Annotated in this window: 11 protein-coding genes; 9 read left to right on the forward strand and 2 right to left on the reverse strand. The window is 61.8% G+C overall.

The annotated features are described in order from the left end of the window. Window positions 1-18: 18 nt before the first annotated feature. Both dapC and ACP7BX_RS03425 read left to right on the forward strand, forming a co-directional pair. Window positions 19-1,218 carry a succinyldiaminopimelate transaminase gene (dapC, locus tag ACP7BX_RS03420; protein ID WP_426129823.1) on the forward strand — a complete coding sequence of 400 codons (1,200 nt, stop codon included), beginning with the start codon at window positions 19-21 and terminating at the stop codon, window positions 1,216-1,218. A 124-nt stretch (window positions 1,219-1,342) separates the two neighbouring features. Next, complete coding sequence (locus tag ACP7BX_RS03425; RefSeq protein ID WP_314525451.1) at window positions 1,343-2,080, forward strand: M12 family metallopeptidase; 738 nt, start codon at window positions 1,343-1,345, stop codon at window positions 2,078-2,080. On the opposite strand, the gene ACP7BX_RS03430 is transcribed toward ACP7BX_RS03425, so the two are convergent. Then, window positions 2,073-3,716 (reverse strand): Na+/H+ antiporter, encoded by a 1,644-nt coding sequence (locus ACP7BX_RS03430; RefSeq protein WP_314525448.1) that lies wholly within the window; start codon window positions 3,714-3,716, stop codon window positions 2,073-2,075. The two genes, ACP7BX_RS03425 and ACP7BX_RS03430, sit on opposite strands and share 8 nt — an antisense overlap. 255 nt (window positions 3,717-3,971) lie before the next feature. Here ACP7BX_RS03430 and ACP7BX_RS03435 point away from each other — a divergent pair, with 255 nt between their 5' ends. The 4 genes from ACP7BX_RS03435 to ACP7BX_RS03450 all read left to right on the forward strand — a co-directional run bounded on the left by ACP7BX_RS03435 (window position 3,972) and on the right by ACP7BX_RS03450 (window position 7,028). Next, complete coding sequence (locus ACP7BX_RS03435) at window positions 3,972-4,280, forward strand: arsenate reductase (RefSeq protein WP_236318523.1); 309 nt, start codon at window positions 3,972-3,974, stop codon at window positions 4,278-4,280. Between the two features lie 33 nt (window positions 4,281-4,313). Beyond that, window positions 4,314-5,348, forward strand: coding sequence for a 2,3,4,5-tetrahydropyridine-2,6-dicarboxylate N-succinyltransferase (gene dapD, locus ACP7BX_RS03440; RefSeq protein WP_033902798.1), 1,035 nt, complete (start codon window positions 4,314-4,316; stop codon window positions 5,346-5,348). A 64-nt stretch (window positions 5,349-5,412) separates the two neighbouring features. Beyond that, window positions 5,413-6,618: an aminotransferase class V-fold PLP-dependent enzyme gene (locus ACP7BX_RS03445; RefSeq protein ID WP_426129826.1), complete on the forward strand. Its 1,206-nt coding sequence runs from the start codon at window positions 5,413-5,415 to the stop codon at window positions 6,616-6,618. Beyond that, entirely contained in the window at window positions 6,615-7,028 is a 414-nt protein-coding gene (locus tag ACP7BX_RS03450; protein WP_426129828.1) for a SufE family protein, read from the forward strand. The genes ACP7BX_RS03445 and ACP7BX_RS03450 overlap by 4 nt, the downstream gene beginning before the upstream one ends. A gap of 116 nt (window positions 7,029-7,144) precedes the next feature. On the opposite strand, the gene tcdA is transcribed toward ACP7BX_RS03450, so the two are convergent. Continuing rightward, window positions 7,145-7,954 carry a tRNA cyclic N6-threonylcarbamoyladenosine(37) synthase TcdA gene (gene tcdA / locus ACP7BX_RS03455; RefSeq protein WP_177076230.1) on the reverse strand — a complete coding sequence of 270 codons (810 nt, stop codon included), beginning with the start codon at window positions 7,952-7,954 and terminating at the stop codon, window positions 7,145-7,147. 217 nt (window positions 7,955-8,171) lie between these two features. On the opposite strand from tcdA, the gene ACP7BX_RS03460 reads away from it, so the two are divergent. From ACP7BX_RS03460 to ACP7BX_RS03470, 3 genes are all read left to right on the forward strand, one after another. Further along, a complete protein-coding gene (locus ACP7BX_RS03460) occupies window positions 8,172-10,763 on the forward strand; it encodes a glycosyltransferase (RefSeq protein ID WP_314525436.1) in 2,592 nt (863 codons plus the stop codon). A gap of 110 nt (window positions 10,764-10,873) precedes the next feature. After that, window positions 10,874-12,025, forward strand: coding sequence for a succinyl-diaminopimelate desuccinylase (dapE, locus tag ACP7BX_RS03465; RefSeq protein WP_028619141.1), 1,152 nt, complete (start codon window positions 10,874-10,876; stop codon window positions 12,023-12,025). Further along, window positions 12,025-12,834 (forward strand): putative RNA methyltransferase, encoded by an 810-nt coding sequence (locus ACP7BX_RS03470; protein WP_269133062.1) that lies wholly within the window; start codon window positions 12,025-12,027, stop codon window positions 12,832-12,834. The genes dapE and ACP7BX_RS03470 overlap by 1 nt, the downstream gene beginning before the upstream one ends. Window positions 12,835-12,868: the final 34 nt, after the last annotated feature.

Below are 12,868 nucleotides of genomic sequence, written 5' to 3' on the forward strand. Positions count from 1 at the left end.
CTTGCACGAGATCCACCGATGAACAACGCTCTGAACCAGCTCCAGCCCTACCCGTTCGAGAAACTGCGCGCCCTGCTGGGCAGCGTCACGCCAAACCCGGACAAGCGCCCGATCGCGCTCTCCATCGGCGAACCGAAACATAAATCGCCCACTTTCGTGGCCGAAGCATTGAGCAACAACCTCGACCAGATGGCCGTGTACCCGACCACGCTGGGCATCCCGGCCCTGCGCGAAGCCATCGGCGCCTGGTGCGAACGTCGCTTCAACGTGCCCAACGGCTGGCTCGACCCGGCGCGCAATATCCTGCCGGTCAACGGCACCCGTGAAGCGCTGTTCGCCTTTACCCAAACCGTGGTCAACCGTGGCGACGACGCGCTGGTAGTCAGCCCGAACCCGTTCTACCAGATCTATGAAGGCGCCGCGTTCCTCGCCGGGGCCAAGCCGCACTACCTGCCGTGCCTGGACGCCAATGGCTTCAACCCGGACTTCGACGCCGTGACGCCAGACATCTGGAAACGCTGCCAGATCCTGTTCCTGTGCTCGCCCGGCAACCCGACCGGCGCGCTGATCCCGGTCGATACCCTGAAAAAACTCATCGCCCTGGCCGACGAATACGACTTCGTCATCGCCGCCGACGAGTGCTACAGCGAGTTGTACTTCGACGAACAAACCCCGCCGCCCGGCCTGTTGAGCGCCTGCGTCGAACTGGGCCGTCAGGACTTCAAGCGCTGCGTGGTGTTCCACAGCCTGTCCAAGCGCTCCAACCTGCCGGGCCTGCGCTCCGGTTTCGTGGCCGGCGACGCGGACATCCTCAAGGCGTTCCTGCTATACCGCACCTACCACGGCTGTGCGATGCCGGTGCAGACCCAGCTGGCGAGCATTGCGGCCTGGCAGGATGAAGCCCACGTGCTCGCCAATCGTGATTTGTATCGCGAAAAATTCGACGCAGTGTTGGCGATTCTCAAGCCAGTGCTGGACGTAGAGAGTCCGGATGGCGGTTTCTATTTGTGGCCGAATGTGAATGGCGACGACGCCGCGTTCTGCCGTGACCTGTTCGTGGAAGAACACGTGACCGTCGTGCCGGGTTCGTACCTGTCACGGGAAGTGGACGGCTTCAACCCTGGCGCCGGCCGTGTGCGCATGGCGCTGGTTGCGCCGTTGGCGGAGTGCGTGGAAGCGGCGGAGCGGATTCGCGAGTTTATTCAACGCAAGCAGTGAAAGGCAGAGCCCACGCGCGCCACATATACGTGGGCTCACACTCTCGCACGCCATGATCAGGAACGTTCTTGCGGTCTGGACGAATAAACCAATACCTTCGTCCTACCTGACCACGGGAAAAACCATGATCAATGCAGCCGCTCATCCAGCTACTCACTTCTCACCAGCCACCACTCAAAGCGCTGACCTCACCACCGATGCGCCCACTCTTTCAAGGCACCGGCGCAATATTGGCGAGCCTCGCAAGTACTGGCCGCAGAACAGCACGATCAAAATCGCCCTATTCGATCACGCCCCGGACAGTGAATATGCGAAGGCGGTCAAAGCAGCCGCGAGCGAGTGGTTGCCCCATATCAATCTCAAATTCGAATTCGTGGCTGGCAACAAAGGTGATGTTCGAATTGAAGCCGCCACAACCAGCGGCGGCCACTCATCAATCGGCAAAATGTCGAGTCGCATGGGTCAGGCAATCCCATCCATGACACTACCGATGGACCACAAACACCCCAGGTTCGCATACGTTGTCATGCATGAGTTTGGACATATGCTGGGAGCTCATCACGCCCATCAACATCCAGACTCAAACATTCCATGGAACACAGAAAAGACCTACGACTACTACAAGAAAACTCACAAAATGGGCAAGTCTGAAGTAGACAACAATGTTCTCCCCCTGCCCAAACGGCCGAAATACGATCTGCTTCCCTATGACGGAGACTCTGTCATGCACTATGAAATCAAGCCGGACGTTACGGATGGGAACTGGGGCCAGTCCGAAACCTGGTCCTTGAGTGACGGCGATATTGCTTGGGCGAAAAAAGCCTATCCCAAGGAACAGCCAGCTGAGTCGCCAGTCACCTGATCTTGCCCAGGTTCGCCTCACTCATATCCAGATCCGCCAGCACCTCACGCAGCACGTCATCACCAATCTGGTGATGACGACTCAAACTGTACAACTCCAACCGCTGCGCCCGCAGGGCCTTGAGCCGCAGTTTGCGCTCCAGCAGGTCCATCTGCTGCGCCAGGGCCTGGGCTTCGGCGGAGTCATTGAACACGTCCAATTGATGGCGATATTCCGACATCAGCCGTGCCTTGAGCTCCGTGGCAAGCGCGGCTTGAGCGGCGTCCTGGGTTTCGGCGTCTGCCGGTTCTTGCGCTTCAAGCGCGTGAATGGCCGCAACGGCAGTCCTCTTCCAGGCTTCGCGCACTTCCTTGTGGCGTTTTTCGTCCGGGCTTTTTTCGATGCCACGCAACAGTAGTGGCAAGGCGATACAGGCGGCGACCAGCGACAACAGAATCACGCCTGCCGCGATGAAAATCAGCAGGTCACGCTCGGGAAAATCCTGTCCAGGCGCCAGCAACAACGGCACCGACATCACACCCGCCAACGTCACCGCCCCACGCACGCCGCCGACCGTCAACAGCCAGCAGGAACGGGCGGTCGGCACCAGCGTCAGTTCGCTTTTCCCACGCAACCTGCGCAGCAAGCCCGACAGCCGCCAGATGCTCTGCACCCAGATAAACCGCAGCACCACCAGCACCAGGAAGATCGCCACCACATCCAGGCAGCGATAAAACAGGGTTGGCCACAGTGTCGGCTCATGGCTGACCACCGCTTTGATGATGTCCGGCAGTTGCAAGCCCAGCAGCAGGAAGATCAAACCGTTGAAGGCGAACTCCAGCAACGACCACACGCTGCGATTGAGCAGGCGCGTGCTGGTCTGGCGCGGCAACAGGTCGAGCCAGCTTTGCATCATGCCCGCCGCCACCGCCGACAAAATGCCCGATGCGCCCAGGCGTTCGGCCAGCACATAGGCCGCAAACGGCAGCAGCAACATGAACACCACGTGGGTGGCCGGGTCGTCCCAGCCACGGGCGATCATCCACGCGCGCAAACGGCCGACCAGCCAACTCAGGGCCACGCCGACTGCCAGGCCACCGACAGCCACCAAGACGAATGTGAGGCTGGCATCCGCCAGGGAAAACACCCCGGTCAGCGCCGCCGCCAGGGCGAACTTGAAGGTCACCAGGCCCGAAGCATCATTCATCAAGGCCTCGCCCTGGAGCATGTGCATCAGCGGCGTGGGCAAGCGATTCTGGGAAATGGCCGACACCGCCACGGCATCCGTCGGCGACAACACGGCCGCCAGGGCGAAGGCCACCGGCAACGGGATAGTCGGCAAGATCCAATGGATGAAGTAACCGGCGCCCACCACGGTAAACAGCACCAGGCCCACCGCCAACGTCAGGATCGGCCCGCGCAGCCGCCACAACTCGCGCTTGGGCATACGCCAGCCATCGGAGAACAGCAACGGCGGCAGGAACAGAAACAGGAACAACTCGGGGTCCAGCGCCACATGCAGCCCCAGCGTCGGCCAGGCCAGCAAGGCACCGGCGGCAATCTGTACCAAGGGCAACGGCAGAGGAATGACACGCCCGACCAGACGCGAAACGCTGACCAGCATCAGCAGGATAAGAACGGTGTAGGCGGTTTGCATAACGCGGTTTTCCCGGACAATCGACTTGCAACGACACACATCAGGCAACAACTGGCCGTTGAAGTGCCATATTACCCGGCTATGTTACTCGCTGGCTTTTGCACAAAAGTCGCACAGCGCTGACGAGCGGCACCCAAACGCGCTGGTCGTGGCATAATCCGTGACCTTTCGTTTCTACTTGGTCCAAAGGGGGGCAATTCCTTGACCGCTTCAAGCAAAACGTTGCACCTTTTCGGCATCAAAGCCTGCGACACCATGAAAAAGGCGCGCACCTGGCTCGATGAGCACGGCGTCAACTATGAGTTCCACGACTACAAAACGGCCGGTATCGACCGCGAACACTTGACCCAATGGTGCGACGAGCACGGTTGGCAGGTGGTTTTGAACCGTGCGGGCACCACCTTTCGCAAACTCGAAGACGAACGCAAAGCCGATCTCGATCAGTCGAAAGCCATTGAATTGATGCTCGCACAACCCTCGATGATCAAGCGCCCGGTGCTTGATCTCGGTGACAGAACCCTGATTGGCTTCAAGCCAGATAGTTATTCGGCGGCCCTCAAGTAGGCCAGCCCTTTCCATTTTTGTAGAGGTAACAGCATGTCCAATTCCCTGTTCAGCCTGGGCTTCGGCGTCGGCACTCAGAACCGCCAAGGTGCTTGGCTGGAAGTGTTTTACGCACAACCGCTGCTCAACCCGTCGGCAGAAATCGTCGCAGCCATCGCGCCGATCCTCGGCTACACCGAAGGCAACCAGGCGATCACCTTCACCATCAGCCAAGCGCTGCAACTGGCTGATGCGCTCAAGAATGTCGACGCTACCCAAGCCGCGCTGCTCAACCGCCTGGCCGAAAGCCACACGCCGCTGGTCGCCACTCTGCTGGCCGAAGACGCCGCACTGACCTCCACGCCTGAGGCCTACCTCAAGCTGCACCTGCTGTCCCACCGCCTGGTCAAGCCCCACGGCCTGAGCCTGGCCGGTGTGTTCCCGCAGCTGCCGAACGTGGCCTGGACCAGCCAGGGCGCGATCGACATCAACGAACTGGCCGAACGCCAGCTGGAAGCCCGCCTGCGTGGCGAGCTGCTGGAAGTGTTCTCGGTGGACAAGTTCCCGAAAATGACCGACTACGTGGTGCCGAGCGGCGTGCGTATCGCTGACGCAGCACGCATCCGCCTGGGTGCCTATGTGGGCGAAGGCACCACCGTGATGCACGAAGGTTTCGTCAACTTCAACGCCGGCACCGAAGGCCCGGGCATGATCGAAGGCCGTGTATCGGCGGGCGTATTCGTCGGCAAGGGTTCGGACCTGGGCGGCGGTTGCTCCACCATGGGCACGCTCTCGGGCGGCGGCAACATCGTGATCAAGGTTGGCGAAGGCTGCCTGATCGGCGCCAACGCCGGTATCGGTATCCCGTTGGGCGACCGTAACACCGTGGAATCGGGCCTGTACGTCACCGCCGGCACCAAGGTCGCGCTGCTGGACGAGCAGAACCAACTGGTCAAAGTGGTCAAGGCGCGTGAACTGGCCGGCCAACCGGACCTGCTGTTCCGCCGCAACTCCGAGACCGGTGCCGTGGAGTGCAAAACCCACAAATCAGCCATCGAACTGAACGAAGCGCTGCACGCTCACAACTAAGCAGCCACTCGATGCCCCTAGCGGGCCCCGACCCTGGGGCTCGCTTATACGAGTCTTGAACACCATGCTAGTGCCCTCCCCCTGGCGCGCCGACTTTCCGGCCATCGCCACCCTGCAACGGCAAGACCAGACCTACCTGGACAACGCCGCCACCACGCAAAAACCCCAGGCTTTGTTGGATGCCATCAGCCATTACTACGCCAACGGCGCAGCCAATGTGCACCGCGCCCAGCATTTGCCAGGCGCCCATGCGACCCAGGCGTTTGAAGACAGCCGCAGCAAGGTCGCGCAGTGGTTGAATGCAGGCGACAGCGGGCAGATCGTATTCACCCACGGCGCAACTTCAGCGCTGAACCTCTTGGCCTATGGTCTTGAGCACTTATTCAATGCGGGCGATGAGATTGTCATCAGCGCCCTGGAACACCACGCCAACCTGCTGCCCTGGCAGCAACTGGCCAAGCGTCGCGCACTGAACCTGGTGGTACTGCCACTGGCTGATGACGGCGTGATCGACCTGGCTGCCGCTGCCGAGCTGATCGGCCCGCGCACGCGATTACTGGCAGTGAGCCAGCTGTCGAATGTGCTCGGCGCCTGGCAGCCACTGGAAGCCCTGCTGGCACTCGCCCAGCCCCACGGCGCCCTGACCGTGATCGACGGCGCCCAAGGCATCGTCCATGGTCGTCACGACGTGCAGGCGCTGGGTTGCGACTTCTATGTGTTTTCCAGCCACAAACTGTATGGCCCGGACGGCGTCGGTGTGCTGTTTGGCCGTAACGACGCCCTCCACCACTTGCGCCACTGGCAGTTCGGCGGCGAGATGGTGCAACAGGCCGATTACCACAGCGCCAGCTTCCGCCCGGCGCCGCTGGGCTTTGAGGCCGGCACCCCGCCGATTGCCAGCGTGATCGGCCTGGGCGCCAGCCTGGATTACCTGAGTTCGCTGGATCAGCCGGCAGTAATCGCCCATGAAGCGGCGTTGCATGACTACCTGTTGCGCGGGCTCAAGGCACGCAATGGCGTGCGCGTGCTGGGTTCGCCGCAGGTGGCGCTGGTCAGCTTTGTGGTCGATGGCGTGCATAACGCCGACCTCGCGCACCTGCTGACCGAGCAAGGCATTGCCGTGCGCGCCGGGCATCACTGCGCCATGCCGTTGCTCAAGGCGATGCATCTGTCGGGGGCGATTCGCGTGTCCCTGGCGCTGTATAACGATTCCGATGACCTGGAACGCTTCTTTGAAGCGCTGGATCAAGCGTTGGATATGCTGCGATGAGCTTACCGGTGGATGCCGCAGCCGCACTTGAGGCTTTTAAGGCCGTCGGCAGCTGGGAGCAGCGCGCGCGGATGCTGATGCAATGGGGCGAGCGCCTGCCTGCCCTGGCCGATGAGGATAAAGTCGACGCCAATCTCGTACAGGGCTGCGAAAGCCTGGTGTGGCTGGTCGCAGATTTGCGCGATGGTCACTGGCAGTTCGCCGCCAGCAGCGAGGCACGGATGATTCGTGGGTTGGTGGCGTTGCTGCTGGCGCGGGTCAATGGCCTGTCCGCCGCAGAATTGCAGGCGGTGGATCTGCCTGACTGGTTTGCACAGTTGGGGCTGTCCCGCCAACTGTCACCGTCGCGCAGCAATGGCCTGAACGCTGTGCTGCAGCGTATGCGGGCATTAAGCCTTACACAAAACTAAATGTGGGAGCGGGCTTGCTCGCGAAAGCGCAGTGTCAGTAGGTACATCATTGACTGAGTCACCGCATTCGCGAGCAAGCCCGCTCCCACATTTGGATCTATGTTCAGCAGTGAGATCTAGGCGGGTTTGATCCGCTCGGAAGGCCGGCGCACCCCGGCCACAATCTTGTCCACCGCCTTGGTGGCCGCCACCATGCCGAACGTGGCCGTCACCATCATCACCGCACCAAAACCACCCGCGCAGTCCAGCTTCACGCCATCCCCGACAAAACTCTTCTGCAAACAAATGCTGCCGTCCGGCTTCGGATAGCGCAGCTGTTCGGTGGAAAACACACACGGCACGCTGTAATGGCGGGTCACGGTGCGGGAGAAGTTGTAGTCGCGGCGCAGGGTCGAGCGCACTTTCGACGCCAACGGGTCATTGAAGGTGCGGTTCAGGTCGCAGACCTGGATCAACGTCGGGTCGATCTGCCCGCCGGCGCCGCCGGTGGTGATGATCTGGATCTTGCGGCGCTTGCACCAGGCGATGAGCGCGGCCTTGGCGTTGACCGCGTCGATGCAGTCGATCACGCAATCGATGTCCGGTGTGATGTATTCGGCCATGGTGTCGCGGGTCACGAAATCCGCCACCGCATGCACGGTGCAATCCGGGTTGATGCCGCGCAGGCGTTCAGCCATCACCTCGACCTTGGGCTTGCCCACGGTGCTGTCCAGCGCGTGCAACTGGCGGTTGCTGTTGCTCACGCAGACGTCATCCAGGTCAAACAGCGAAATCTCGCCCACCCCGCAACGGGCCACGGCTTCCGCCGCCCAGGAGCCTACGCCGCCAACGCCGACGATGGCCACATGGGCTGCTTTCAAGCGTTCCAGGCCTTCAATGCCATACAAGCGGGCGACGCCTGCAAACCGCGGATCTTCTGTGCTCATGACCATTACCCCAAAAACCGGCGCGCATTATGGACTACAGAGCGACAAGTTCGAAGCGACAAGCTACAAGTAAAGAACTTAGATGGCCTTTCGCTGACTAAAGTCCGGTTTTTCTCTGCTTGCTGTACGGTCAGGGAAGGGCCGGTGTAGGATGCGCGCCGTTCGGCGCAGGCCGACACCTCTTTTCGTTCCACACCCTTTGGAACCCGAAATAGCCATGGCATCGCGTAAATTTGGACTCAATCTGGTGATCGTGCTGGCAATCGCCGCGCTGTTCACCGGTTTCTGGGCGCTGATCAACCGCCCCGTCACCACCCCCAACTGGCCTGAACAGATCTCCGGTTTTTCCTACTCGCCGTTCCAGCAGGGCCAGTACCCGCAGAAAGACCAGTACCCGACCGACGACCAGATGCGTCGCGACCTCGAGATCATGAGCAAGCTGACGGACAACATCCGTACCTACTCGGTCGACGGCACTCTGGGGGATATCCCCAAGCTGGCGGAAGAATTCGGCCTGCGTGTGACCTTGGGGATCTGGATCAGCCCGGACCTTGAGCGCAACGAGCGGGAAATCCAGCGCGCCATCGAAATCGCCAACAGCTCGCGCAGTGTCGTGCGGGTGGTGGTCGGCAACGAAGCGCTGTTCCGTGAAGAAATCACCCCAGAAGCGCTGATCGTGCTGCTGGACCGGGTGCGCGCCGCCGTGAAAGTGCCGGTGACCACGTCCGAGCAATGGCACATCTGGGAGAAAAACCCGCAACTGGCCAAGCACGTCGACCTGATCGCCGCGCACATCCTGCCATTCTGGGAATACATCCCGATGGACAAGGCCGGCCAATACGTACTCGACCGTGCCCGGGACCTGAAGAAACTGTTCCCGAAAAAACCGCTGCTGCTGTCGGAAGTCGGCTGGCCGAGCAACGGCCGTATGCGCGGGGGTAATGAAACCTCCCCCGCCGACCAGGCGATCTACCTGCGCACGCTGGTGAACAAACTGAACCGCCAGGGCTTCAACTACTTTGTGATCGAGGCCTTCGATCAGCCGTGGAAAGTCAGCGACGAAGGCTCGGCGGGCGCTTACTGGGGCGTGTATAACGCCGCACGCCAGCAGAAATTCAACTTTGAAGGGCCCGTGGTCGCAATCCCGCAATGGCGCGTGCTGGCCATTGGTTCGGTGGTGCTGGCCCTGCTGTCCCTGACCCTGCTGATGATCGACGGCTCGGCCCTGCGCCAGCGTGGTCGCACCTTCCTGACCTTTATCGCGTTCCTCTGCGGTTCGGTGCTGGTGTGGATCGGCTACGACTACAGCCAGCAATACAGCACCTGGTTCAGCGTCACCGTGGGCATCCTGCTCGCCCTCGGCGCGCTCGGCGTGTTTATCGTGTTGCTGACCGAAGCCCACGAACTGGCGGAAGCGGTGTGGACCCACAAGCGTCGACGTGAATTCCTGCCGGTGGAAGGCGATTCGGACTACCGTCCGAAAGTGTCGATCCATGTGCCGTGCTACAACGAGCCGCCGGAGATGGTCAAACAGACCCTCGACGCCCTGGCCGCCCTCGATTACCCGGACTACGAAGTCCTGATCATCGACAACAACACCAAGGACCCGGCGGTATGGGAACCGGTGCGCGACTACTGCGAAACCCTGGGCCCGCGCTTCAAGTTCTTCCACGTCTCGCCCCTGGCCGGTTTCAAGGGTGGCGCGCTGAACTACCTGATTCCGCACACCGCCAAGGACGCCGAAGTGATCGCGGTGATCGACTCGGACTACTGCGTGTCGCCGAACTGGCTCAAGCATATGGTGCCGCACTTCGCCGACCCGAAAATCGCCGTGGTGCAGTCGCCGCAGGATTATCGCGACCAGAACGAAAGCACCTTCAAGAAGCTCTGCTACGCGGAATACAAGGGCTTCTTCCATATCGGCATGGTCACTCGCAACGACCGTGACGCGATCATCCAGCACGGCACCATGACCATGACCCGTCGCTCGGTGCTTGAAGAACTGGGCTGGGCCGACTGGTGTATCTGCGAAGATGCCGAACTGGGCCTACGCGTATTCGAGAAAGGCCTGTCGGCGGCGTATTACCACGACAGCTACGGCAAGGGCTTGATGCCGGATACCTTTATCGACTTCAAGAAACAGCGTTTCCGCTGGGCCTACGGCGCGATCCAGATCATCAAGCGTCACACCGCAAGCCTCTTGCGCGGCAAGGACACCGAGCTGACCCGTGGCCAGCGCTACCACTTCCTCGCGGGCTGGTTGCCGTGGGTGGCGGATGGCATGAACATCTTCTTCACCGTCGGCGCGTTGTTGTGGTCGGCGGCAATGATCATCGTGCCGACGCGGGTTGACCCGCCGCTGCTGATTTTCGCGATCCCGCCGTTGGCGTTGTTCGTGTTCAAGGTCGGCAAGATCATCTTCCTCTACCGTCGTGCGGTAGGCGTGAACTTGAAGGATGCTTTCTGTGCGGCCCTGGCCGGGCTGGCGTTGTCGCACACCATCGCCAAGGCGGTGCTGTATGGCTTCTTCACCACCAGCATTCCGTTCTTCCGTACCCCGAAAAACGCGGATAACCATGGTTTCTGGGTAGCGATTTCCGAAGCGCGCGAAGAAATGTTCATCATGCTGTTGTTGTGGGGCGCGGCGCTGGGGATCTACCTGGTGCAGGGCCTGCCAAGCAATGACATCCGCTTCTGGGTGGTGATGTTGCTGGTGCAGTCGCTGCCGTATGTGGCGGCACTGATCATGGCGTTCCTGTCTTCGCTGCCCAAACCTGCGGCGGCGCCGGAACCCGCGCCAGCGGCGTAAAAACTTGCGCAATGCACTAAACGGCGGCCTCTGGCCGCCGTTTTGCTATAAGATAACGGCCGTTTTGTGCGCCTTGCCTGCTCATTTATAAAAGCTCCGGAGTTCCCCCCATGACGGCCCATGCCGACCTTTCGCCGACCCTTCAACTTGCCATCGACCTGATCCGTCGCCCGTCGGTCACGCCGATCGACGCCGATTGCCAGAAGCTGATGATGCAGCGCCTGGGCGACGCCGGTTTTGCGCTTGAGCCAATGCGCATCGAAGATGTGGACAACTTCTGGGCCACCCACGGCAAGCACGAAGGCCCGGTGCTGTGCTTTGCCGGCCACACCGACGTGGTGCCGACCGGCCCGGTACAGGCCTGGCAGAACGACCCGTTCGACGCGCTGATCGATGAAAACGGCATGCTCTGCGGGCGTGGCGCAGCAGACATGAAAGGCAGCCTGGCGGCGATGCTGGTGGCGTCGGAGCGTTTTGTCGCCGACTACCCGGACCACAAGGGCTCGGTAGCCTTCCTGATCACCAGCGATGAAGAAGGCCCGGCGCACCATGGCACCAAAGCCGTGATCGAACGCCTGGCGGCACGCAAGGAGCGCCTGGACTGGTGCATCGTCGGCGAACCGTCGAGCACCACCCTGGTGGGCGATGTGGTCAAGAACGGCCGTCGCGGCTCCCTTGGCGCGACCCTGACCGTACGCGGCGTGCAAGGCCACGTGGCCTACCCGCACCTGGCGAAGAACCCGATCCACCTGGCTGCGCCGGCACTGGCCGAATTGGCCGCCGAACATTGGGATGACGGCAACACCTTCTTCCCGCCGACCAGCTTCCAGATCTCCAACCTGAACTCCGGCACCGGCGCGACCAACGTGATTCCCGGTGACCTGACGGCGGTGTTCAACTTCCGCTTCTCCACCGAATCCACCGTTGAAGGCCTGCAACAGCGTGTCGCGGCGATCCTCGATAAACATGGCCTGGACTGGCATGTGGAGTGGGCGCTGTCGGGCCTGCCGTTCCTCACCGAACCGGGCGCGTTGCTGGATGCGGTCTCGGCCAGCATCAAGGCGATCACCGGGCGTGAGACCCAGGCGTCCACCAGTGGCGGGACCTCCGATGGGCGATTCATCGCCACGTTGGGTACCCAAGTGGTCGAACTGGGCCCGGTCAACGCGACGATCCACCAGGTCAACGAGCGCATTCTGGCCAGCGACCTCGATGTACTGACCGAGATCTACTACCAGACCCTGATCAAGTTGCTCGCCTGATGCTCGCGTGCCCCCTTTGCAGCGCACCGCTGAACGCGGTGGACAATGGCGTGGCGTGCCCGGCCGGACACCGTTTCGACCGCGCACGCCAAGGTTACCTGAACCTGTTGCCGGTGCAGCACAAGAACAGCCGCGACCCCGGCGATAACCTGGCGATGGTGGAAGCGCGCCGCGACTTCCTCAACGCCGGGCACTACGCCCCGGTGGCCAAGCGCCTGGCCGAACTGGCCGCCGAGCGTGCCCCGGCGCGCTGGGTCGACATCGGTTGCGGCGAGGGTTACTACACCGCGCAGATCGCCGACGCCCTGCCCCGCGCCGACGGCTACGCGCTGGATATCTCCAAGGAAGCGGTCAAGCGGGCGTGCAAGCGCACTCCGTCGCTGACCTGGTTGATCGCCAGCATGGCCCGTGTGCCGTTGGCCTCAGGCAGCTGCCAGTTTCTCGCCAGCGTGTTCAGCCCATTGGATTGGGAAGAGGCCAAGCGCCTGCTCAGCCCCGGCGGCGGCTTGATGAAGGTCGGCCCGACCAGCGGCCACCTGATGGAGCTGCGCGAACGCCTGTACGACGAAGTGCGCGAGTACACCGACGACAAGCACCTGGCTCTGGTGCCGGACGGCATGAGCCTGGCGCACAGCGAGACGCTGGAATTTACCCTGAGCCTGGCCGAGCCCCAGGACCGCGCCAACCTGCTGGCCATGACACCCCACGGCTGGCGTGCCAGCGCCGAGCGTCGCGCACAGGTGATCGAAGCGGCCGAGCCGCTGGTGGTCACTGTGTCGATGCGCTACGACTATTTCGTGCTTCAATAACTGACTTTCCAGCATCCGCGAATGGATTTTCGAA

The sequence above is a fragment of the Pseudomonas sp. DWP3-1-3b3 genome (assembly GCF_049896305.1).
Lineage (GTDB): Bacteria > Pseudomonadota > Gammaproteobacteria > Pseudomonadales > Pseudomonadaceae > Aquipseudomonas > Aquipseudomonas azotoformans_A.

Bases quoted from the DNA above. Each gene is read 5' to 3' on its own strand.
- dapC (WP_426129823.1), top strand. From the start codon at position 19: ATGAACAACGCTCTGAACCAGCTCCAGCCCTACCCGTTCGAGAAACTG.
- ACP7BX_RS03425 (WP_314525451.1), top strand. From the start codon at position 1,343: ATGATCAATGCAGCCGCTCATCCAGCTACTCACTTCTCACCAGCCACC.
- ACP7BX_RS03430 (WP_314525448.1), bottom strand. From the start codon at position 3,716: ATGCAAACCGCCTACACCGTTCTTATCCTGCTGATGCTGGTCAGCGTT.
- ACP7BX_RS03435 (WP_236318523.1), top strand. From the start codon at position 3,972: ATGAAAAAGGCGCGCACCTGGCTCGATGAGCACGGCGTCAACTATGAG.
- dapD (WP_033902798.1), top strand. From the start codon at position 4,314: ATGTCCAATTCCCTGTTCAGCCTGGGCTTCGGCGTCGGCACTCAGAAC.
- ACP7BX_RS03445 (WP_426129826.1), top strand. From the start codon at position 5,413: ATGCTAGTGCCCTCCCCCTGGCGCGCCGACTTTCCGGCCATCGCCACC.
- ACP7BX_RS03450 (WP_426129828.1), top strand. From the start codon at position 6,615: ATGAGCTTACCGGTGGATGCCGCAGCCGCACTTGAGGCTTTTAAGGCC.
- tcdA (WP_177076230.1), bottom strand. From the start codon at position 7,954: ATGAGCACAGAAGATCCGCGGTTTGCAGGCGTCGCCCGCTTGTATGGC.
- ACP7BX_RS03460 (WP_314525436.1), top strand. From the start codon at position 8,172: ATGGCATCGCGTAAATTTGGACTCAATCTGGTGATCGTGCTGGCAATC.
- dapE (WP_028619141.1), top strand. From the start codon at position 10,874: ATGACGGCCCATGCCGACCTTTCGCCGACCCTTCAACTTGCCATCGAC.
- ACP7BX_RS03470 (WP_269133062.1), top strand. From the start codon at position 12,025: ATGCTCGCGTGCCCCCTTTGCAGCGCACCGCTGAACGCGGTGGACAAT.